16 protein-coding genes are annotated in these 20,584 nt (G+C 69.3%); 10 read left to right on the top strand and 6 right to left on the bottom strand.

Features of this window, described 5'->3' with window-relative positions:
- Nucleotides 1-15: 15 nt before the first annotated feature.
- Nucleotides 16-891 carry a hypothetical protein gene (locus IF12_RS0100090; RefSeq protein ID WP_030144235.1) on the bottom strand — a complete coding sequence of 292 codons (876 nt, stop codon included), beginning with the start codon at nucleotides 889-891 and terminating at the stop codon, nucleotides 16-18.
- A gap of 455 nt (nucleotides 892-1,346) precedes the next feature.
- On the opposite strand from IF12_RS0100090, the gene IF12_RS0100085 reads away from it, so the two are divergent.
- From IF12_RS0100085 to IF12_RS0100055, 6 genes are read left to right on the top strand one after another with little or no spacing between them, the layout of a single operon-like run.
- The gene (locus IF12_RS0100085; protein ID WP_030144234.1) at nucleotides 1,347-1,625 is read left to right on the top strand and encodes a hypothetical protein; all 279 of its coding nucleotides are present in this window, start codon (nucleotides 1,347-1,349) and stop codon (nucleotides 1,623-1,625) included.
- 48 nt (nucleotides 1,626-1,673) lie between these two features.
- Nucleotides 1,674-2,063 carry a hypothetical protein gene (locus tag IF12_RS0100080; RefSeq protein ID WP_030144233.1) on the top strand — a complete coding sequence of 130 codons (390 nt, stop codon included), beginning with the start codon at nucleotides 1,674-1,676 and terminating at the stop codon, nucleotides 2,061-2,063.
- Complete coding sequence (locus IF12_RS0100070) at nucleotides 2,060-5,305, top strand: ATP-binding protein (RefSeq protein ID WP_081912792.1); 3,246 nt, start codon at nucleotides 2,060-2,062, stop codon at nucleotides 5,303-5,305. The genes IF12_RS0100080 and IF12_RS0100070 overlap by 4 nt, the downstream gene beginning before the upstream one ends.
- Nucleotides 5,302-7,257 (top strand): hypothetical protein, encoded by a 1,956-nt coding sequence (locus IF12_RS0100065; RefSeq protein WP_051703776.1) that lies wholly within the window; start codon nucleotides 5,302-5,304, stop codon nucleotides 7,255-7,257. Before IF12_RS0100070 ends, IF12_RS0100065 begins: the two co-directional genes overlap by 4 nt.
- Before the next feature lie 3 nt (nucleotides 7,258-7,260).
- Nucleotides 7,261-7,800: a hypothetical protein gene (locus tag IF12_RS0100060; protein WP_030144230.1), complete on the top strand. Its 540-nt coding sequence runs from the start codon at nucleotides 7,261-7,263 to the stop codon at nucleotides 7,798-7,800.
- A complete protein-coding gene (locus IF12_RS0100055) occupies nucleotides 7,797-8,960 on the top strand; it encodes a M23 family metallopeptidase (protein ID WP_231492256.1) in 1,164 nt (387 codons plus the stop codon). Before IF12_RS0100060 ends, IF12_RS0100055 begins: the two co-directional genes overlap by 4 nt.
- A 548-nt stretch (nucleotides 8,961-9,508) precedes the next feature.
- Here the strand turns inward: IF12_RS0100055 and IF12_RS0100050 are convergent.
- Both IF12_RS0100050 and IF12_RS0100045 read right to left on the bottom strand, forming a co-directional pair.
- Nucleotides 9,509-9,760 carry a hypothetical protein gene (locus IF12_RS0100050; protein ID WP_030144228.1) on the bottom strand — a complete coding sequence of 84 codons (252 nt, stop codon included), beginning with the start codon at nucleotides 9,758-9,760 and terminating at the stop codon, nucleotides 9,509-9,511.
- Nucleotides 9,761-11,242: 1,482 nt separating this feature from the next.
- A complete protein-coding gene (locus IF12_RS0100045) occupies nucleotides 11,243-12,166 on the bottom strand; it encodes a hypothetical protein (protein ID WP_030144227.1) in 924 nt (307 codons plus the stop codon).
- Between the two features lie 308 nt (nucleotides 12,167-12,474).
- Here IF12_RS0100045 and IF12_RS0100040 point away from each other — a divergent pair, with 308 nt between their 5' ends.
- Complete coding sequence (locus IF12_RS0100040; RefSeq protein ID WP_197034550.1) at nucleotides 12,475-13,413, top strand: UbiA family prenyltransferase; 939 nt, start codon at nucleotides 12,475-12,477, stop codon at nucleotides 13,411-13,413.
- 10 nt (nucleotides 13,414-13,423) lie between these two features.
- Here the strand turns inward: IF12_RS0100040 and IF12_RS22410 are convergent, their stop codons facing one another.
- The gene (locus IF12_RS22410; RefSeq protein WP_133884109.1) at nucleotides 13,424-14,170 is read right to left on the bottom strand and encodes a hypothetical protein; all 747 of its coding nucleotides are present in this window, start codon (nucleotides 14,168-14,170) and stop codon (nucleotides 13,424-13,426) included.
- Nucleotides 14,171-14,428: 258 nt separating this feature from the next.
- Nucleotides 14,429-15,166, bottom strand: coding sequence for a hypothetical protein (locus IF12_RS23535; RefSeq protein WP_051703775.1), 738 nt, complete (start codon nucleotides 15,164-15,166; stop codon nucleotides 14,429-14,431).
- A gap of 668 nt (nucleotides 15,167-15,834) precedes the next feature.
- Between IF12_RS23535 and IF12_RS0100025 the strand changes: the two genes are divergently transcribed.
- A complete protein-coding gene (locus tag IF12_RS0100025; protein WP_051703774.1) occupies nucleotides 15,835-16,536 on the top strand; it encodes a sensor domain-containing protein in 702 nt (233 codons plus the stop codon).
- Nucleotides 16,537-16,644: 108 nt separating this feature from the next.
- On the opposite strand, the gene IF12_RS0100020 is transcribed toward IF12_RS0100025, so the two are convergent.
- On the bottom strand, nucleotides 16,645-17,835 hold the full coding sequence (locus IF12_RS0100020; RefSeq protein ID WP_133884108.1) for a hypothetical protein: 1,191 nt from the start codon (nucleotides 17,833-17,835) through the stop codon (nucleotides 16,645-16,647).
- A 396-nt stretch (nucleotides 17,836-18,231) separates the two neighbouring features.
- Here IF12_RS0100020 and IF12_RS0100015 point away from each other — a divergent pair, with 396 nt between their 5' ends.
- The gene (locus IF12_RS0100015; protein ID WP_030144222.1) at nucleotides 18,232-19,065 is read left to right on the top strand and encodes a hypothetical protein; all 834 of its coding nucleotides are present in this window, start codon (nucleotides 18,232-18,234) and stop codon (nucleotides 19,063-19,065) included.
- Nucleotides 19,066-19,324: 259 nt separating this feature from the next.
- Nucleotides 19,325-20,176 (top strand): hypothetical protein, encoded by an 852-nt coding sequence (locus IF12_RS23530; protein WP_133884107.1) that lies wholly within the window; start codon nucleotides 19,325-19,327, stop codon nucleotides 20,174-20,176.
- Nucleotides 20,177-20,584 lie beyond the last annotated feature (408 nt).

Below are 20,584 nucleotides of genomic sequence, written 5' to 3'. Positions count from 1 at the left end.
CGCGTCCGGCTAGGGTCAGGCCTCCTGCTCGGCCCCGGTCTCGGCACCGCCGTTCTCGCCGTTCTCCAGCGGCCACACGGTCGCCTCGACGGAGCCGACCAGTTCCAGGGGGCCGACGAGCGAAGCCGTTCGCGCCACGGTGAAGTCGTCCAGGGCGAGCAGGCTGATGCCGCCCCGGCTCTGGGCGACGGCCGCGTAGAACGCGCCGGTCCCCCGGTCCTGGAAGACCCATCCGGGCCGGGTGTCGGTCGGGATGGTGGGCACCTTGGACCGCACGGCCGGCTGCTGCCCGGTCGCGGCGATGTCGGGGGCGAACGGCGGCAGGGGGTGCCGGGGCTCGGGCGCGACGCGCGGCGGGTACCCCTGCGGCTCGGAGCCGGGGTGAGCGGCGTATCCGCGCGGCTCGGAGCCGGGGTGCGGGTAGTCCTGCGGCTCGGGCTCGACGGGCGTCTCGGTGTAGTCGGGCATCTGGTAGCGCGTCGGGTCCCCCGAGACCGGGATCGGCGGCGGGGTCGCGGGGTGGTCGGGCACCGCGATGAGGGTGCGCATCTCCACGCGCCCGGCCACGGCGCTCACCATCCACAGGCCCACGCCCAGTGCGACCAGGTCGATGCCGACGGCGAGCAGGACCCGCAGGTTGGCGTCGAGCCCGGTGCCGATGCGGGCCAGGGAGAACAGGCCGGCGGCGAGGGCGAAGGCGACCAGTCCGATGAGCGCGCCGGTCATGACGGCGCCGCGGCCGACGCGCGGCAGGGGCGCCGACGGCCACTTCTCGGCGGCCCGCACCCCGCCGAGGGCGGCGGCCGAGATCGCGGCGAGGGCGAGACCGGCGACGGCGAAGGCGATCGCGGCGACGGTGAGCCGCCCGGCGATGTCGTCGATTGCGTCCAATGGGACCTCCGCGGATGGCGCATGGCGATGTGGTCGAAGTCCATTGTGCCGATGGCGACCGACACCGGGCCTAGGACACCTGGCAATGCCATCCTAGTGTCGGAGCCTCGACGCAGGGTGATCGACGCCGACCCCTCCGCCGAATTCGCGACGGACCCTCACCTCAAGATCCCAGCCAGGCCCGCCGCGGCCCGCTCGAAGGGGTGTCGGATTCCCGACAATGAGTGATCGCGCTCATCGGATTGCCTTCAAGGGGCATATCGCCTTCACTGAAGGGAACACCGCTTCAGACGGGCCGCGCGGTCGCTCTTCGAGCCGACGAAGGTGCGTTCCGTCAGGGGCCCGGCATATGATGAGGGGCAGAACCCGCATCGGGTTGGGAGACAAGAAACATGAGTGAAAATTGCGTTACGTGAGGTTGTAGTGACCCGTGTGACGAGAGGATGGAACGTACGATGCTGAGAGAGACACTCTGGACCGTGGCCGCGCACTCGCAGGCCGGCGCCGAGATCAACACCTCGGGGATCATCGGGTTCTTCCTGTCCAAAATCGCCCCGATCCTCCTGGCCATCCTCGGACTCATCTTCATCGCCCGCGCCAACAAGGGCGAGGTCAGCCGCGTGCTCACCTCATCGACCATCGCCATCATCGGCATCGCCTTCATCGCCGGAGCCGTGGTCCTGGTGGCCGTCGGCAACGGACTGGTCGACGTGCTCTTCAGCTCCGAGGACTAGCAGGCCCCCACATCGCCCCCGAGCAGTCAGGCCGGACGGAGGACGCCCATGCGCTTGCGCACCGATGACGACATCTACCGTGCCCGCCTTCTGTACCTGGGCCCTCCCGGATACACGCTGCCGGTCCACCTGCCCTACGGGCAGTACGGCGCCTTCGCCGCGCTCCTGGCCCTGTTCATGCTCCTGCGCTGGGCCTTCACCGGCGACGTGGACCTGTTCCCCGCCATCGAGATCTCCCTCGCCCTCGTCGCGACCTCGCTGATCTTCCGCTACGTCGACGCCGACCGACCCGCGACCACCGTCGTCCGCACGCTGCTCACCGACTGGAAGCACACGCGCGACGCGGGGACCGAGACGCGGATCCCGGCGTTCACGACCCGTTCGATCCGCTTGCGGCCCACACTCGTGGAGCCCGTCCGAACTGAGGAGCGCCTATGAGCGGCGAGGATCGCCGTCAGCCCGTCGCCAAGTTCTCCGCCCCGCGCCCGCCCGCACCCGTGCGGGACCGCGAGCGGCAGACCGGCGACCTCGGCGACGACGCCACCGCGCTCGCGGACGCGGTCTTCCGGGGCGAGCCGCCGCGCTCGCAGTCCGAACCGCGGCGCCCCGCCGCGCCGACCGCCCAGCGGACCGCGCCGCCCTCGAACGGGCAGCCGAGCGCCCCGCAGTCGAACGGGCAGCCGAGCGGGCAGTCGAGCGGCCAGCCGGTCGCGCCCCCGACCGCGCCGCGCGGCGCCCGCCCCCAGGCCTCCCCAGTGGACCCGGCGGGACACGCATCGCCACCTGCGTCGATGACCCCTCCGTCCATCGCTCGTCCACAGGGTTATCCCCAGAGTTATCCACAGAATCAGCCGAGTTATCCACAGGGATATCCACAGCGTTACGCACAGGCTCCGACCAGCGATAATCCACAGGGTTATCCACAACACAACGGAAGTTATCCACAGTCGGGGCAGAGTTATCCACAGGCTGTTGACCAGGGCCGCGGAAGCACCGCCGCAGGTGGCGGAGCCCCGTCCACGGGCCGCCGCGCAGCCGCGTCGAAGGGCGCGACGCGCGTGCCCGGCCAGGACCTCGTCCCGGTCAAACAGGCCCGCGCCGAGGCCCAGCAGCTCGTCGAGACCGGCGAGGCGAAGCCCTCGCGCGTCAAGCCGCTGCCGACCCCGAAGGAACGCCAGCCGCTGCGCGAGCTGAGCCTGACCGAGATCGCCGGGCACGTGACCTTCACGCCCGCCTCGGTCACCGCCTGGTACGTGCTGCCGGGCGTGCGCTGGTCCTTCCGGCCCGACCTCGAACGCGAAGCGCTCATCGTCGCCATTGCCGAGCAGTTCGCCGGCCTCGCCGGGATGCGCGTCCACCTGCGGCGCACCACCCGGCCCTTCCCGGCCGACCAGTGGGCCCGCACCGTCGACCGCCACACCGCCCGCCCCCTGCGCACCGTCCCCGGCGGCACCAGCTGGGCCGACCACCTCGTCGCCGCCCAGCGCCACCTCCAGGTGCTCTCCCACGCCGAAGGCGAGACCTTCCTCGGCATCACCTTCTCGCGCCGGGGCGCCTTCGACCAGCTCGGCGAGAAGTTCGGCCGCATGGTCGGCCGCGGCACCCGCCTGTCCGAACGCGAGAAGATCGAGAAGCGCAGCCTCCAGTTCGACGAGGTCCTCGGCTCCTTCGGCGTCCGCGCCCACCGCGCCACCACCGCCGAACTCGAATGGCTCGTCTACCGCTCGGTCGCCCTCGGCATGGAACCGCCGCGCCTGCTCTCGGGCTCGGGCGCCGACTGGGAGGCCGGCGACGTCCTCGCCCTCACCGAGTCCATCGAGCGCTACCGCAGCCCCTACGGCTCCACCGTCAAGCTCGTCAACCGCCTCACCGGCGAGGAGAAGCACACCGCCGTCCTCACCGTCGGCCGCATGGAGGAACTGGAGATCCCCCAGCGCCACGAGCCGTGGCTGCACTTCCACGAGCGCTGCCCCTGGCCGGTCGAACTCTCCAGCCGCATCGACATCCTCGGCCCCGGCGAGGCCTTCCGCGACCTCGACCACCGCCTGCGCCTCATCCGCAGCCAGCAGCGCGACTACGACGAGCACTCGATGGACGCCCCGCCCGAACTCCAGCGCCTCGCCGAACGCGCCCTCGGCGTCGGCGACGAGATGACCACCGGCCTGCCCATCGACGCCGCCCGCGCCCACGGCTGGCACCGCCTCGCCGTCACCGCCGACACCAAAGAGGAGTGCCTGGAGCGCGCCCGCACGCTCATGCAGATGTACCAGCGGGACATGCGCATCAGCCTCCAGCACCCCAAGAACCAGGACTGGCTCGCCCGCGAGTTCATCCCCGGCGAACCGGTCGCCCAGACCGGGTACGTGCGCCGCATGCCCGTCAAGCTCTTCGCCGCGGCCCTGCCGCAGGCCGCCTCGGTCGTCGGCGACCGCCGCGGCGACCTCATCGGCCGCACCGCCGGCACCTCCCGCAGCCCGGTCTTCCTCGACCTGCACTTCGCCACCGAGGTCCGCGAGAAGTCGGGCCTGAGCGTCTTCGTCGCCGAACCCGGCGGCGGCAAGTCGACCCTCATGGGCGCCATCGGCTACCTCGCCGCCAGACGCGGCGTCCAGGTCACCCTGCTCGACCCGTCCGGCCCGCTCGCCAGGCTCTGCGAGATGCCCGAGCTCAAACCGTTCTCACGCGTCCTCAACCTCACCGGCTCCGAATACGGGACGCTCGCCCCGTACGCGCTCATCCCCTCCCCCAGGCGCGAGCACTACGACGACTCCGCCGAGGGCCAGCGCGAATACGACATCGCCATCTCCAACGCCCGCTCCGAACGCCGCATGCTCGTCCAGGACATCTGCTCGATGCTCCTGCCGCCGCAGGTCCAGCGCGAGGCCAGCACCGCCCGGCTCCTGCGCCACGCCACCCGCCACGTCCCGGCCGAGGAGGACTCGGCCCTCGAAGACCTCGTGGAGGCCCTCCAGAACGCCGAGGACCACGTCGCCGGCGACGGCGCCGAACTCGCCGCGCTCCTGCTCGACACCGCCGAGATGCCGCTCGCGAAGCTGTTCTTCGGCACCCCCGACAAAGGCGTGCTGGAGGACGACACCGCGCTCACCGTGATCACCATGTCCGGCCTGCGCCTGCCCGACCTCGGCATCGAACGCGAGTACTGGTCGGCCGAAGAGGCCCTCGCACTGCCGATGCTGCACACCGCGCACCGACTCGCGGTGCGCCGCGCCTACGGCGGGGACATGCACCGCCGCAAGCTGGTCGGCCTCGACGAGGCGCACTTCATGGAGGGCTGGAAGTCCGGCCGCTCGTTCCTGGTGCGCCTGGCCCGCGACTCGCGCAAATGGAACCTGGCGGCCCTGGTGGCGAGCCAGAACCCGAAGGACATCCTCGGCCTGGACGTGCAGAACCTCGTCTCCACCGTCTTCGTCGGCCGCATCGCCGAGGACGCCGAAGTCGCCGAAGAGGCGCTCAAGCTGCTGCGGGTGCCCACCGGCGTCGGCTACGAGAGCGTCCTCGCCTCACTGTCCGAACAGGACGCCTCGGCGACGAGCAAACTCCCCTACCGCGAGTTCGTCATGCGCGACGTGGACGGGCGCGTCCAGCGCATCCGCGCCGACTTCGGCTGGGTCCGCGGCCTGCTCGACTACCTGAACACCACGCCCGGGGAGGAGAAGTGACCGACCCCTCGGCGCACGACCTCGCCCCTCCCACCACCGCTCACCGATTCGCCAGGCGCGCCGCCACGCGCCTGGGACGCATGCTCATCGTCCTGGTCGCCGTCGCCGGAGCCCTCGCCTTCACCCCCGGCCTCGCAGGGGCCCAAGGCGACGACGGCTGCACCGACTACGAGTGGCACAACTACTGGACGCAATGCGTCGACGAACTGCCCCAAGCCCAAGAGCTGCAATGCGAAGCCGCCCCGCAGCCGGCCTCCCCCGACTCGGGCATGGCGGGCTGGTTCGCCGACCCGAGCGCCCTCGACAAGAGCGAGGGCATCGGCACCTACAGCGCCTACGGCTACGCCGGCTACCAACTGCCGATGTACGGCTCGCAGCAGATGAGCATCGGCGGCCAGTGCACGAACGCGGTCTCGATCCCCAACGGCGCCGACACCGCGAACGCCTTGGCGAACATGGAGTTCAATCTCTCGGTCGCCGTGGTCGGCGCCTCGAACTCGATGCGCCAGGCCGCGTGGGAACCGGACACCATGTGGGGCTGGTCGAACCGCTTCATGGAGCAGGGCACCGAGGTGCTCTACCGCCAGATCTTCACCGTCTTCGGCGCGGTCACCGTCGGCCTCATCGGCGTCTACCTGCTCTGGCGCTCCAAGCAGGCGGACATGAACAACGCCGTCACCACCGTCGCCTGGGCGGCGCTGATCCTGGTGCTGGTGACGGCCGTGGTGCGCTGGCCGGTGCAGGCCGCGGAGTACACCGACAAGGCGCTCACGATCGGCATGAACCTGAGCACGGTCCTCATCGCCGACGAGTCCGTGGACGGCTGCATCCGCGAGCCCGACATCACCAGGGCCCGTTACAACGAGCTCAAAGACCTCAACGGCGAGAGCTTCTGCATCGACACGCGCTCTGCTGCCGTGGTCGCCTCCGACACCGTGTCCGGCCAGGTGCTCTACCAGAACTGGCTGCGGACGATGCTCGGCCAGGGCGAGGAGTTCAGGTACGAGCGGAGCAACGGCAAGATCGTCCAGGACTCGAACGGCAATCCCGTCATCGCGGAGTCCAACGCCGCCTACAAGTACGGTCCGGCGCTCTTCGCCGCGCAGGCCTTCTCGTGGGAGGAGAACGCCGCGGCTCAGAATTCTGCCACCTATCGCAACGACCTCATCGAGGAGAAGCAGGAGCTCTGGCAGAACCTCGCCGCCCAGATCCAGACCGAGGACCCTGAGGCGTACGCGAACCTCAGCGGCCAGCGCGCCTGGGAGCGCACGGGGACCGGCTTCCTGGCCCTGCTGACGGCGATCTTCTTCTCGCTGTTCGACCTCACCGCCTCGATCCTCATCATCCTGGGGTTCATGATCGTGCGGTTCGCGATCGTGGCCCTGCCGATCATCGGCACCCTCGCGCTGCTGCGCCCTGCCGGAGGCCCGTTCAAACGGCTGATCAATACGGTCCTCGGCGCGACCATCAACGTCGCGATCTTCTCGCTGGCGGCGGTCATCTACGTCTGGGCGTCCAGTCGCATCCTGGCGACGGCGATGCCCGTGTGGCTGCAAGTGGTCATGATCGGCCTCCTCGGGGTCGCGGCGTGGCTGCTGCTGCGCCCTGGCCGGCGCATCGCGGGCATGGTGGGCGGCCGCGGCCCGTCCGACGTGCTGTTCGCCCGCCGTTCCGATCACGGCGACAAGGACCAGCCCGGTTCGGGCGCCCCGCCCCGCGACAACGGCCGCCCCGAGACCGCGGGCGGCGCGATCCAGGACCTCAACCGGAACGTCGAGGACTTCCGCCCGTCCGAGACGGCCGAGAACATCCGGGGCATCCGCGACAAGAACGACGCGGTTCCCGAACAGCCGAGCGGCGGCGCCGCGGCCGGTCCCAGCGCGAACGCATCGGCCTCGGGCGGCGGCTCCAGCGGCGGCGGAGAGGTCTACCGGCCCGCGAGAAGGGACTGACGGATGAACCGCGCCCTCCGGATCATCTTCTCCCGCTACGGGATCATCGTCATCATCCTGACCCTCGTGCTGCTGGTGATCGCCTTCGCGCAGACCCGCGAGCAGACGCCGCTGGACGGCACCAATCCCGGGACGAGCGGCTCGACCGGCAGCGCGACCTCCGAGGCGCTCACCGCGGACGACGGGTTCGCCACCGAGGCGTGCGAGGCCGAGGGCTGCTACGTCGAGGAGGAGCTGCCGCAAGAGGCGATCGACCGGGCGCTCGACTTCACCCGCGCCTGGCTGAACCCCTACGGCTACGGGCCCAACAGCTGGCACGACTCGATCGTGCCCTTCCTCACCCCCTCGCACACCGAGCTGATGCGGGGCGTCGACCCGGTCTCGGTGCCCGCCGAGGAGATCACCGGTGAGGCGACCGCCTCGGGGTCGAAGGTCGCGATCCCGCTCGACACGGGCACGTTGACCCTCACGATGACCGAGGGCGCCAACGACTGGACCGCGAACGGCTGGCTCGTCTCGGCGATCGACTGGGAGCAGTCGTGAACCTCTTCGCAGACGAGACCGCCGAGAACGAGCGCTCCACGAACCCGAGCCCGCCGAGGATCCCGAAGCGGTTCCGGCCGCTCGTGTGGACGCTCGCGGTGATCAGCGTCTGCTGCCTGGGCGTCGTGGTGTCGATCGTGCAGTTGCTGTCCGACCAGTCGAACGGCGACGACGGCAGTGTGGTCCTCGCGGGCTGCGGCAGCGGCGGCGTCATCGACCCGGACGCCCAGTTCGACGGGATCGGTCCCTACGGCGCCGAGCAGATCCAGAACGCCGCCATCATCATCGCGGTCGGGCAGGACCTGGAGATCCCCAGTCGCGGTTGGGTCATCGCCGTCGCGACGGCGATGCAGGAGTCGGGGCTGACGAACCTGGGCCACCTCGGCGACCGCAACGACCACGACTCGCTCGGCCTGTTCCAGCAGCGGCCCTCGACCGGTTGGGGCACGCCCGACCAAGTCACCGACCCGGTCTACGCCTCGACCAAGTTCTACGAGAAGCTCAAGACCATCGAAGGCTGGGAGAGCCTGCCGCTCACCGTGGCCGCCCAGAAGGTGCAGATCTCGGCCTTCCCCGACGCGTACGCCAAGCACGAGCCGCTCGCGGTCGAGATCGTCAACACCCTCACCGGCGGCGGCGCTCGGATGCCCGGTATCTCGACCGAACTGGGGACCTGCACGCAGCCTGGGGAGCTTTCGGCCGCGGGTTGGATCATCCCGGTCGAGGGTCCGATCAACTCCGGTTTCCAGACGCCGCAGCGTCCGACGCACAACGGCGTCGACATCGGCGCTCCGCGGGGCGCCGCGGTGGTGGCCGCTTCGAGCGGCACGGTGATCACCTCTGAATGCAACGCGAGCCTGTACGGGGCGCCGTACTCGTGCGACGTCGACGGCTCGCCCCAGGTCGCCGGCTGCGGCTGGTACGTCAACATCCTGCACGCGGGCGACTATCTGACCCGGTACTGCCACTTCGGCTCCGCGCCGCTGGTCAAGGAGGGCGACGTGGTCCAGGCGGGGCAGCTGCTCGGGTACGTGGGCTCCTCGGGGCGCTCCAGCGGGCCGCACCTGCACTTCGAGACGCATCTGAACGCCGACCGCAGTGCGGCGGGCGCGGTGGACCCGATCGCGTTCATGAACCAGGTGGGCGCGCCGCTCGGCTGACCGGGTTCCGGTCCGGCCCAGTGAAAAGGGCGAAAAGATGGGCGCGCCGCCGGAGTATTCTCGACAGCGACGCGCCAACCCCACGCAGAACTGGCGAACACTACGTGCCTGCCGTTCTGATCGTGATACCCCGTTCACCATTGTCGCACGGTGGGCTCATCCGCGTCCTGGGTACTTCCAGGATGAACGGTGCAAAATATCGTCCCGTTTGGATTGATCCTCGGCATCAATCGGACGTTCCAAACACGAACCGCGAGGTTTCTTCGGAAATGTGATGAACCTCCACGGGCGCAAGTTACCCATTCCCGCGGTATCCAGTTCGTGACGACCGGTCCCGTGTGAAGGACCATGCCCCGGTCTTGCGTGTCGTACCGGTGTGGCACAGTCGAAGATGTCGGCGCGCTGCCCCACCGCGGCGCGCCGGCGCCTTGCCTTCCCTTGCGGCGGTGGCGACCTCATGCGGTCACCTGCCACATCCGGTGATCCCGATCGAGTTCGCAGGGCCCGGAGCCGCACCGCCCCCAGGCCCTGCAATGAAACTCGGCCTCTCAACCGTCGCAGTGCCGCGTCAAGGCTGCCCACACCTCAATCGCTTCGGCCACGATCTCGTCCATGTGCCTCGCGGCCCATTCGACTTCGAGCGGGGCGCAAACACGCAGGCTCGGGTGGGCGGTGTCGAGGCGGATCACCGATCCGAGGGCCTCCACCGATCCGGCCCAGACGTGCGCCATCGTGATGCGAAGCCGCGCTTGCGCGGGGAGGGCCTCGAAGTAGAGCCGTCGCCCGCCGATGACGGCCACGGCTTGTACGCCGTCGTAGTCCTCCGAGGGAACGACCGCGTTCTCGGCGACTACTCCCCGGTTTCCCGAGCCTCGGTCACGCCTTGGGCGGCTTGAGGCCGAACCGAGCCTTCGGAAGCCCGCGATGCCGTTCGCCAGGGTTCGAACGAATCCCGGCTCCAGTTCTCCCGCCTCACCCTGCTCCGCGGTGGTCACAGCACCACCGCCTCTCGGAAGGCCAGCCGCGCATCGAAATGGCGTTCCCACTGGGCGAGGTAAGGGCTGAGAGGGTTCGATCGAAGGACTGGCTGGGTAGGAGTACTGGCAAGAGCCGCGAAGGATTTGACCTGAGCGAGCCCGATCGCCCTACCCGCTTGCGCTGCGCGAGCATCAGGGTTCGCTCGGCGCCACTCGACCTGGACCGAGGTCGAGCCCGAATCTGCCTGCGGTGCAAGAGGTTCGGCACCGACGTGGTCGTTGCCGGCTCCGATGCGGGCGGGGTGCAATCGAAGCAGGTGGAAAAGGAAGACCAGGAGTCGCTCCCAGCAGCGCCGCCAGCGATTCCCGCTCGGTGCTTGCATAAGGTGGGCCTGGTGCAGTTCGTGGGATTCGGACAGGAATCGCACCCAGGCGTCCTCGCGAAGCCGGTTGAACTCGAACGAGTTCGCGTCGTCGTCTTCGGCCCAGAACCGCGATCTCGATCGCGGTGGCTGCGGGGGTTCGCCGCCTGAGCCGCCGGAGTCGGTTCGCGGTCGGTCGGCCCTTTCGCAGTCGGCACTCGGAGAAGGACGGTTCTGGTGGTTTCGGTCCTTCCAGGGCCGGGAGGATCGTCCGTCGACTCCCGCAGTCGGGCCTGGCGAGCGGTCAGGCGAGGACCGTTTCGGGATTTCGTCGCGAGGCGGATCCGGCAGTTCGTTCCGGCGATGCCTGCCGGTACGGGGATCGGGGTGCCATCCGGGTGCACCGAACGCACCGGGGTCGAGCGGGTCGTGTGGGCGGTTGCGGTCGATGATCCACGTGTCGCCAGGACGGTGACGCAGGTGCGGCGGCTCGTAGCGCGGCGATCGCGGGTCGGAGTCGGGAAGTGTCGCGTGGTGGGGTTCGGTGTCGGCGGATTCCGGGTCGTAGCGGTACGCGCCGGGCGAGTCGGGGTCCGCGCTGGAGGCGTGAACGACCTGCTCAAGGTAGGCGGGGATGCCCGGTCGGCGGTTCTGATTCGCACCGGAATGGCTGTTTCCGGGCAGCCCGGAATCGAGTATGGTCGGAGGTGCCAATGGAGCTTGCTCCCTTGGGTAAGGGCCGCCCGGTGGAGCTAGTTTGGCGACTTGGAGCCACCGGGCGGCGTATATGAAACGGCCGTATGAAGTTGGCGGCGAGCCTCACCCGATCAGGTTCCGACCGCGATCAGGCAGAAGCGCACTGATGAAATGGTGAGCGATCGTTGTCAGACTGTCAACCCTTGCTCACGGCGTGTCGTGGAATCTCAAATGGACCTTGTCCCGGCTAGCGATCGAAGAAGCCGTCTTCGTTGGCGAGCGATGCGATGCAATCCCCTTGCACTCCAACCTCAAAGGTCACCGTTTCGTTCTCCAGGTCCCCCCGGAGGGAAACTTCGGCAGAGAAGACCGTGATCGAGCTCTCTGCGGACTCAGCGGCGTCAAGGCTGTTGATGAAGCCCTTTGCCGAGCCATCGGCCGTGGTGTTGCGGTTCGCCCATTCCTCGATCGCCGCTTCGAGGTCCTGAGCACCGAGTTCGGGGGCCGGAGAGCACTCGAGCAGAGCCGCGGCCGCCGCATTGTTCTCCACGACGATCAAGCGCAGGAAGTCGTTCGCAACCACCTTGGGATCGACCGCTTCAGCAGAGGTCTCACCAGAACTGGGCTCCTCGTCCTGCACCCTAACTGCGTTGGCGACGCAGAACGCTTCGCCTTCTTGCCTGACGGTGACTATGAAGTCCTCATCGCGCTGTGTGTCCTTGGAGATGTAGAAAACCGTAACGGGGATGACCACGCCATCCGCCACGCCTACGGGGTCGTCCGGCTTCAGATCGATACGGGTGATTCCCCCGAGCGAATCGACGTAGGACTGGCGAATCTCGTCGAGGCCCTCAGCACTCAATTCGGGGTCGGCATCATCGCAGAGCGCATCTTCGGCCCTCTTGAGATCCTCATCAGAGCCGTTACGGAGGTATCGCAAGGCTGCGCCCACTGCATCAGTCGCGGGCTCGTCACGGGAATCTTGGTCCTGGTCGCTGCTGCCCGCCGCGAAACCGGGTGCGACCCAGGCTCCGACTGCCAGGACGATGGCCCAGCCCGCGACCATGGCGCCGACGCGGCCCCAGGTGCGGGGCGGATCGGCGAACTCGGCGGCCTCGGTCTCATCGACCTCTACGACCCGGTACCGCCTGCCGGAGGCGTTCTGGACCACCGGGACCGAGGCGCGTTGAGCTGCCCGCTTCGCACGCCCACGCCCAGCGACACGCCGGAACAAACCTCTACGCATGAGGAACACCCTATTGGACCGGCCCCACCGACTTCAAGCAAAAGCAGGCGATACCGAAATCCCTTGCCCCGCAGCGACGGCCCATAGAACCGCCAATCCGAGGAACATGCTGGTGTGGTCAGCCCTCAGCACATCGAGCGGTCCCGGTGTCCGCCTCCGGTCCCCCGTGGGAGGGATCGGGTCCACGCTTCGGAGGGAGGTCTGCGAAGGCCCGCGAACCGAGACTGGGTCGCATGAGCCTCAAGCTTCGCCACTCGCCGGAGGCCGCAGCGGCTGATCCTGCTGCGGGGCACCGGATTCGCTTCGTGCGGGACGTGCTTGCCATGTCTCGGCCCCGGTTCTGGACCGCGTCCGTTGTCATGGCGGAGATCGGGTTCGTGCTCGCGACGCATCGGATCGTCCCGCGCGGCTTCGAGCTGGTGACTCTGGGGCACGTCGTCCTCGTCACCGGTCCGCTCCTGTGGCTGGCGGTGCTCGCGGTCAACGACGCGCACGACCTCGACAGCGACCGGGTGAATCCGCGCAAGGCGAACGCGCCGCTGGTCGCGGGCCGCATCTCGCCTCGGGGCGCCGTGCGGATCGCACTTCTCGCGGCCTCGTCGACGGTCCTGGCCGCGCTACCGCTCGGGTCGCTCTTCGCCACCGGCACCGCCTTGGTGGTGCTGCTCGGCTGGGCCTACAGCGCCCCGCCGGTCCGTTTGAAGGCCAGGCCCGGGGCGGATCTGTTGGCCAACGCCGTCGTCGGGGTGCTCGGCCCGCTGAGCGGTTGGGTGGCGTTCACCGGTGGCGCGCAGGGCTTCCCGTGGCCTATCGCGGTCCTCGGCGTGCTGGCGGCGGCCGCGCTGTACCTGCCGACCACGGCGGCCGACGCCGATGCGGACCGGAGTGCGGGGATCGACACGATCGCGGTGCGGCTCGGTGCGCGGGCGACCTTCGAGCTCGGCTTCGGGTTGTGGACGGCCAGCGCGGCGCTGGCCTTCTGGTTGGCGCTCAACGATGTCGTGCTGGACCGGTCGCTGCTGCCGATCCAGGTGGTCGCCACGCCGGTCCTGCTGGTGATGTACCGGATCCTGTTGAAGGACAAGCCGGCCTTCCGTGCGATCACCGTCGTGGCCTGCGCCTACCTGGTGCCGTGCGCCGCCTTCGCCCTCACCTACGTGGAGTCGCTCTGACCCGGCGGTGTCAGGAGTAGCCGTCGAACAGGACGATGGCCTGCTCGCCGATGCCGGTGACCATGGCGTCGACCGCCGCCAGGTCGTGCTCGTCGGTGTCGACCTCGGTGAGGATGGTGACGTCCACGATGCCGTGCACGAAATGGTACTCGATGTGCAGCTTCCCGCCCTCGTCCGTCACGCTCCGGTAGCCGTTGTCGCCGAGGTCGGTGAGTTCGGTGACCTCGTGGTCGCTCGAGTTCTCGTTCACTTCCCAGTCCCCGATGAGGGAGTCGAGCGTGGTCTCGGCGGAGCCGTAGGCGGTGACGTTGATGATCAGGTCGTCGTTGTTCTCGGTGTAGAAGCTGCAAATGAGGGAGCCGTAGTTGTCCTCGTCGCCGTCGGCGTAGGTGTGGTCGTTCTCGGTCTTGCGCGGCGAGTCGAAGGCCTCGGCGAACGCGGTGAGGTCGAATGCCGCGCAGGTCTCGTCGGTGAATCCCGCGCCCTCGCCCGGGCCGTCGCCGCCGGCGGGTTCGTCGGTCGGATCCTCCGAGGGCGCCTCGGTCGTGCCGGTGACCGTGGCCGAACCCGACGAGTCGCCGGCCCCGTCGGCGCCGTCCGCCCGGTTGTATTCGGCGCTCCGCTTGGTGAGGATGAGGGCCACGCCCAGGATGATGGCCAGGATGACCACGATGGCGCTGCCGATGATCCACAGGTTCGCCCGGTTGCGCGCGTTCGGGTCGGGCATCCGGCTCGGAGGATGGGGAGGGTAGCTCATGGTGGGCCTCAAGGGGTCGCTCGCGAAGGGTGAATTCCCACCATATCGAACGACCGCTAAGCGGCTTCGCACCTCGGTCGGGCGGGTCGGCGGCGCTAGGGCGTGTTTGGGAATCCCCGGTGAGTCGGTATCCGAGTCCATTTGTTCGCTCGCGAGGCGGAAGGCCTTCCCGATACCGGTGTTGTATCGGGTAGGCCGACAACGAAGCGAGCGGGCAAATGGGCCGGATAACGGCCGCCCGGGATTCCCAAACACGCCCTAGTGGCGGTCGCGTTCGAGGTAGCGCAGGAGGTTCGCGGCGGACTGCTCCAACTGCTCGTCTCCGGCCGTGACGGCGCGCAGGTCGTCCGGCGCGCAGGGGTGGCGGTCGGCGAGGTGGGCGATGTCGAGGAAGTGCGGGGCGATCTCGTTCCGGCGGTAGGCGGCGAGCTTGTGGTGCCCGTCGATGAGGAACGCGGCGCAGTCCTGCTCGTCGCCCGGCGGCTCGGAGCGCAGCAGCACGGCGAGGGGCCGTTCGCCGTGCTCGATCGCGTCGGTGTACCGCTCGACGGCCTCGTCGTCGGGCGGCGGCCACGAGTCGGTGGGGATCACGGCGGTCCCCTCGGTGCCGATCGGCTCGTACGGGTACCACCAGGCGGTCTCGTTCTCCCCGAACGGTTCGATGTGGACGTTCGCGTCGTGCCAGGTCCGCACGCCGTAGTCGCCGGGTTCGAGCAGCCGCAGCAGCGGCTCGGCCAGCTCGACCGGGTCGTCGTCGACCGCCGGCACCTGGAGGCGGCCGCGCAGTTCCCGCAACGAGGTGCGCAGCGCGGGATCCTTGGCTCGTATCGCGAACCGGTCGATCGAACCCGAACCGGTATAGCCCTCGACGATGACCGGTTTCCATCCCACGCGGAGCGCGCTCGCCCCGTCGTGGCCGCCGACGGCGATCGTGCCGTCGCCGTCATCGACCTCCACCACCTGGTAGCCGAGTGATTCGGCCAGTCGCGTGATCATCTGCCCCTCCGTCCGCGAAACGTCCGCTCGGCTTCCGGTCAGCGGGCGTGTTCGCTGTTCCCGGCGCGGTCCGTGCACAAGCTCCGGGATTCGACCTGCCCACCTGTCGGCGATGGCAGGATGCTGCGCACATACGGCGTTCGCCGTGACGCGGCCGGACCCCCCAGGGCGGCCTCGATCATCGTAGGACCCGGCGTCCATCCGATCGGTCAGGGCCGGGCGGACCGCGGGCTGCATCCGTGAGTACCCCAGAGTCATATTGCTTGAAACACGGACTTTTGAAACTCGTGGCCACCACCGCCCCTGGAAACCCAGGCCGGGCATCGAGACGGCATCGCACCTGGTCGGGCCCACCCGAACCGACCCGATTCCCCCTCAGCGACTTCCCCCGGACGAGGGACACCGGCCTCAACCTCCTCCCGACCGTCGAGGCCGACTTCTTAACGATCCGGCGCAGATTTCTCGCAGTGACGAACAACCGCCGCCCGAGACGCGCCTGCTGGAAATACCGGACCTGAACCCGAACGGCCCCGCCGACGCCACGGCTCACGTTCCCGGTGGCGCGAGCGCCGGGGGTGACCCCGAACAGCCGGGTAAGGCAGGCCCTACCCGCGAAATGCCTGCTCGCAGGCTCGAAAGCGGCCCTTGTTCGGACGAGGATTGTCCCCATGAACAAGATCTTCAAGCAGCTCGGCGCCGACACCGGCTACCTGCTCGCCTCGCTCCCGATCGCCCTGCCCGCCTTCCTCATCACCGTCACCGGACTCGCCGCCGGACTGAGCACCCTCGTCATCTGGATCGGCACGCCGATCCTCGCCGCGACCCTCTTCGCCATGCGCGGCCTGGCCGCCGCCGGACGCGGCCAACTCGCCGCCGTCACCGGCCGCCCCGCCACCGCCCCGCACTACCGGCACACCGAATCCACCGGAGCCCGCCGGTTCCTGGCCCCGCTGGCCGACGGCCAATCCTGGCTCAACCTCCTGTGGGGCCTGGTCAACTTCCCCGTGGCCCTCGCCGGTTTCGTCGCGGCACTGGCCTGGTGGGCGGCCACCCTCGCCTCCCTCACCTACCCGCTCTACGCCTGGGCGATCCGCCGCGCCACCGGCGAAGGCGACGGCCTCGAACACGCGACGCGCTGGCTCGGCTGGGGCGACTCCTACGCCGCCACCGCCGCACTCGCCGTCCTCGGCGGACTCGTCCTGGCCCTGTTCCTGCCGCTGGTGCTGCGCGGTTTCGCGCTCGTCCAGGCCGGACTCGCCAACGGGCTCCTCGCGTCCCTCACCGAGCACGACACGCCGCACCACCCGGTCCGCACGACCACGGCCGACGCCGAGATCACCCGGGTCCAGGAGCAGCTCTCCGCCGCCTGAGGGCCGGCGACGACGACCCCAGAGCACCGACCGGGCGGCCGCGACTTCGCGGCCGCCCGCGCACGTCACCCCACCGAGACGATCGACCTGACCGCCGAACCTTGGCGCTCAATCCTCCGGACCGAGCGAACCCGACTCGATCTCCAACTGGAACAACCGGTCCAACGCCGCGATGCCGTACTCGTCGTCGAGGCCCTCCGCGCACGCGAAATCGCTCAACAGGTCGAACCCGTCGCGCACCCCGAGCCGACCGAGCCGGAACGCCGCCTCGATCCGCCCGAACCAATGGAAGTACGCGTCCGCCGCCAGCACCGAGTACGCCTCGACCCCGACCACCGGACTGATCCCGTACATCGCCTCGGCCGCATCGATCCCCAAGTGATAGTCCATGACCGCCTCGACGCCCTTGATCAGCCGCCACAGCGCGTTCTCGGCATCGGAGACGCAGTACTCGGCGAGCTGCTCCACGCAGATGATCCGCAGCCGCGACGTCACCAGCGGCGAGATCGCCAGATGCCGCAGCGCCATCGCCGCGGCGGACCCGTTGACCTGCCGCAGCATGTTCGCCGCACTGTGCCGCACATATTCGCTCACCGACTCGTCGGTGACCAGCTGCATGAGCACGATCCCGGCCGGGCGCATCGCGCAGTCGACGAGGGCGCTGGCGGCGTCGAGGCGGTACTTGTCGTCGACGGCGCGGTCGGCGGCGATCGATTCGAGGGCGCGGGCGGCCTCCTCGATGCTGTAGCGGCTCATGTGCTCGGCCGCTTCGAGCCGCACCTCGACATCCACATCGGACGCCGTGGCTACGGGTGAGAGGCGCATGGCCATGTCGCGACCGCCGAGGTCGACGAGGTCTTGGATGAGCTGGACGCGCAGGTCGGCGTCGATGGTCTCGTTCTGGATCGAGCGGACCAGGTTGCCCATGGCGCGGTCACGACGCTCGACCGGGACGTCGACCGCGGCGGCGTCGACGGTGTCGGAGACGGCCGTGCCGATCGCGGACTCGCCCGCGGCGCCGAGCGGGCCTGCGGGGGCCTTCGCGTTCGTGCGGGCCCGGTCCCAGAAGCCGGCGCGCGTCGCCGAAATCGCGGCGGATTCGGGGGCGGGTGCGTCGCGGAGTCGGGCGAGTTGGCGGCGGCGCTGCCAGCGGCCGGTCGCCCAGGTCGCGGCTATCGCGGGCCCGATGAGGCCGTAGCCCCACAGGCGGTTGACGCCGAGGAGCTCGACGACCGGGACCGGTGCGAGCACGGCGGAGAATCGGAGCGTCCAAAGCTGCATTGCATTGGCATTCGCCATACGTCGAACCTCGGGTAGAAGCGTCTCTCTTTGCTGCCAGAACTTCTCGGTACGGCTCCGCCGGCGGCCGCAGTGGGGTTTTCATCGCGGTCTCGCGGGGCGGCCTCGGCATCGAGGTGGAGGGGCCGCCTGCGGAGTGCTGGGCATAAATCGTAGTCCCCGTTGGCCTGTCACGGTCGCACAGGGTGTGCGGCGGGCGCCGGTGCGGGGTCGTCGCTGGCTCGATTCGGGCGCGGTTCGTGCCGTTTTGGGACCGTTGTCGCAGGGTGCGAGGCTTGTGGCCGGGCTTTCTGGCTGCCACAATGTCGCGCGGGGCCTGTACGATCGAGAAAAGCCCACGGTGAAATCCATTCACCGCGTCCGATGCCCCCTGAGAAGACGAGGCGTGTTAGAGCGATGACGTATCCGCCCCCCGGCGGCGAGAACCCGCAGTACCAACTGCAACCCGAGCCGCAGCCGCCCACTGACCCCTACATGCAGGGGTACGGCAGCACGCCTCCGCCTGGGAACTACTACCAGCAGCAGCCGAACTACACGCAGCCGCAGAGCCAGCCGTTGATGCCGCCGGTCGGCGTGCAGCAGGGCTACCCGACGGCGCCCGGGTCGGTGCTGCCTCCGCCGATTCCGCCCGCGCAGCAGGGCGGCAACCTCGGCGTCATCCTGGCGGTGATCGTCGGTCTCGTTGTCGTGCTCGGCGTCGCCGCGGTGCTGATCATCCCGGGGATGCTCAACGACGATGACGACGACCCGCAGGCGGGGGGCGGCGACGCGACCACCAGCGAGGAGCCGGAACCGGAGCCGACGGAGGAGGAGCCGGAGCCCGATCCGACGCCCACCGAGGCGGCGCCGGCGGGCGGCCTCGAAGGCTGGGACGCCCCGATCAGCTCCGACGACGATTTCGACCCCAAGTCCCCTGTGGGCGTGGCGATCTCGTACGTGCTCGCGGGGTACTCGAACGACAACGCGACCCTGGAGTCGCTGGTGAGTTCGAACCCGACCGAGAGCATGGCGTGGGACCTGGACTACGAGCTCAACGACGACACGTCCTACGACTTCCTCATCTGGGGCGTGTCGCGGGAGTACAACGGCGAGGTCCAGGCGTGGGCCGGCTGGACGTGGACCGACGAGCCTCCGGCGAGCGAGGACGACCTGAGCTCGGGCTACACGTACACGCTGGTCGAAGAGAACGGCGAGTGGAAGCTCTACGACCTGGTCTACGGGGCTCCGTAGCAAGACGCGGAGCGCCCTGTTCGAACGGCTGTGGGCCCGGCACCGGTAGGTGTCGGGCCCACAGCCGTCCCCGAAGGCGAAGAGCGCATCGTGCCACCCCAACGAAGGACCACCAGAAGCACGCGAAGCCCCGGAGGGTCACACTGAAGAGAAAGTTATCCACAGGCCGTGTACTGGAACTTCACCACCAAAACACCGAGTTATCCACAGGCGAAAAGAAAAAGTTGACGCTGGGTCATCGACAAATCACAGTTGATGCATGACCCAAATACCGATGTACCGGACAGCGACCGCCACGAGGACCGATCCGTTCTTCGCTTCGGAGGAGGCCGCCGAACCGGCGGACGATCTCCTGCTGCGATCCGAGGCGGCCTTCGAGGCCGACTTCAGTCTCGTGGCGACCGGCCGCACCGCGGCCTGGATCCACGGCTTCGATGTCCTGCCTCCGGGTGCCGACCAGCGCGAGTGGCCGGTGGAGACCTCACCGGATCCGCCCTTGGAGGACATCACGGTGGTCGACGGACTTCCGGTGACCACGCTCGCGCGCACCCTGATCGACTGCGCCGCGGACCTGCCGCGGCTGGAAGCGGTGGCCGCCGCGGACCAGTTCCTTCGGGCGGGGGTCGACACGGCATCACTCGCGGCGACGCTCGAACGGGTGCACGGCGAGCGCCTGCACCGGGCCAACGCGACGCTCCTCGCGGCCGATCCGAGGGCGGAATCGCCGATGGAGTCCTGGACCCGATGCCTCATCGGCGACGCCGGGCTGCCAGCGCCGGTCCCGCAACTGCGGGTACGGCAGCCGAACGGGAGGTCGGCATTCCTCGATCTCGGCTGGGAGCCGTGGAAGGTCGGGGTCGAGTACGACGGCATGGCGACCCATCTGGGGCTGGCCGCCGAGACTTCGGACCGGCGTCGCCATGTGGTGCTGCGAAACCTCGGATGGGAAGTCCAGGTCCTGACGGCGACTGACGTGATGGACCACCCCCGCCCATGGCTGGAGCAATTGAGGGACACGCTCCTGCGGCGGGGCTGGGACCCGGACACGAGCAGGCTCAAAGATGTCAACGCCCGCATCGAAGCGGTGCAGATGGCCTTGCAACAGCAGTAGTGAAAGCAGATCCGGCGGGACGGGAAGGCGCCTCCCGCCCGCCGGACCGATGGGGAGCCCGGGGGAAGGCCGAAGGGAAGGGCCGAGCGGAGCCGGCCGAGAGGGAGAACAGAGGGAAGGGCCAGGGGTAGGGCCGGAGTGGAGGGGCCAGGTGGAGGGCCTGGGTCGAGAGGGCAGAGAGGGCTAGGGGAAACGGCCCGGTCGGCAGAGGGAGGGCGGCGAGGGCGCGGCACCTGTCAGCGCGCGACAGGTGACCGCGGCCCCGGCGGGCAGCTCAGCGGAGCTGGCGGCAAGCGGCCCGAAGGGCAACAGGCCTCTTGGCCATGAGCCGCATGGCGGCGGGCGGCTGGTGGGTGGTTAGCGGTGGGTGGGCGAGGGTGAGGGCGGGGTGGGTGAGGCCGTGCGGGA

Origin of the sequence: Glycomyces sp. NRRL B-16210, from assembly GCF_000719515.1 — a bacterium.
Classification (GTDB): Bacteria; Actinomycetota; Actinomycetes; order Mycobacteriales; family Micromonosporaceae; genus Glycomyces.
This window is presented reverse-complemented; position numbering and strand designations above follow the sequence as displayed.

Bases quoted from the DNA above. Each gene is read 5' to 3' on its own strand.
- IF12_RS23535 (WP_051703775.1), bottom strand. From the start codon at position 15,166: ATGATCACGCGACTGGCCGAATCACTCGGCTACCAGGTGGTGGAGGTC.
- IF12_RS0100080 (WP_030144233.1), top strand. From the start codon at position 1,674: ATGCGCTTGCGCACCGATGACGACATCTACCGTGCCCGCCTTCTGTAC.
- IF12_RS0100025 (WP_051703774.1), top strand. From the start codon at position 15,835: ATGAACAAGATCTTCAAGCAGCTCGGCGCCGACACCGGCTACCTGCTC.
- IF12_RS0100015 (WP_030144222.1), top strand. From the start codon at position 18,232: ATGACGTATCCGCCCCCCGGCGGCGAGAACCCGCAGTACCAACTGCAA.
- IF12_RS0100085 (WP_030144234.1), top strand. From the start codon at position 1,347: ATGCTGAGAGAGACACTCTGGACCGTGGCCGCGCACTCGCAGGCCGGC.
- IF12_RS0100040 (WP_197034550.1), top strand. From the start codon at position 12,475: ATGAGCCTCAAGCTTCGCCACTCGCCGGAGGCCGCAGCGGCTGATCCT.
- IF12_RS0100060 (WP_030144230.1), top strand. From the start codon at position 7,261: ATGAACCGCGCCCTCCGGATCATCTTCTCCCGCTACGGGATCATCGTC.
- IF12_RS0100070 (WP_081912792.1), top strand. From the start codon at position 2,060: ATGAGCGGCGAGGATCGCCGTCAGCCCGTCGCCAAGTTCTCCGCCCCG.
- IF12_RS22410 (WP_133884109.1), bottom strand. From the start codon at position 14,170: ATGAGCTACCCTCCCCATCCTCCGAGCCGGATGCCCGACCCGAACGCG.
- IF12_RS0100020 (WP_133884108.1), bottom strand. From the start codon at position 17,835: ATGGCGAATGCCAATGCAATGCAGCTTTGGACGCTCCGATTCTCCGCC.
- IF12_RS23530 (WP_133884107.1), top strand. From the start codon at position 19,325: ATGACCCAAATACCGATGTACCGGACAGCGACCGCCACGAGGACCGAT.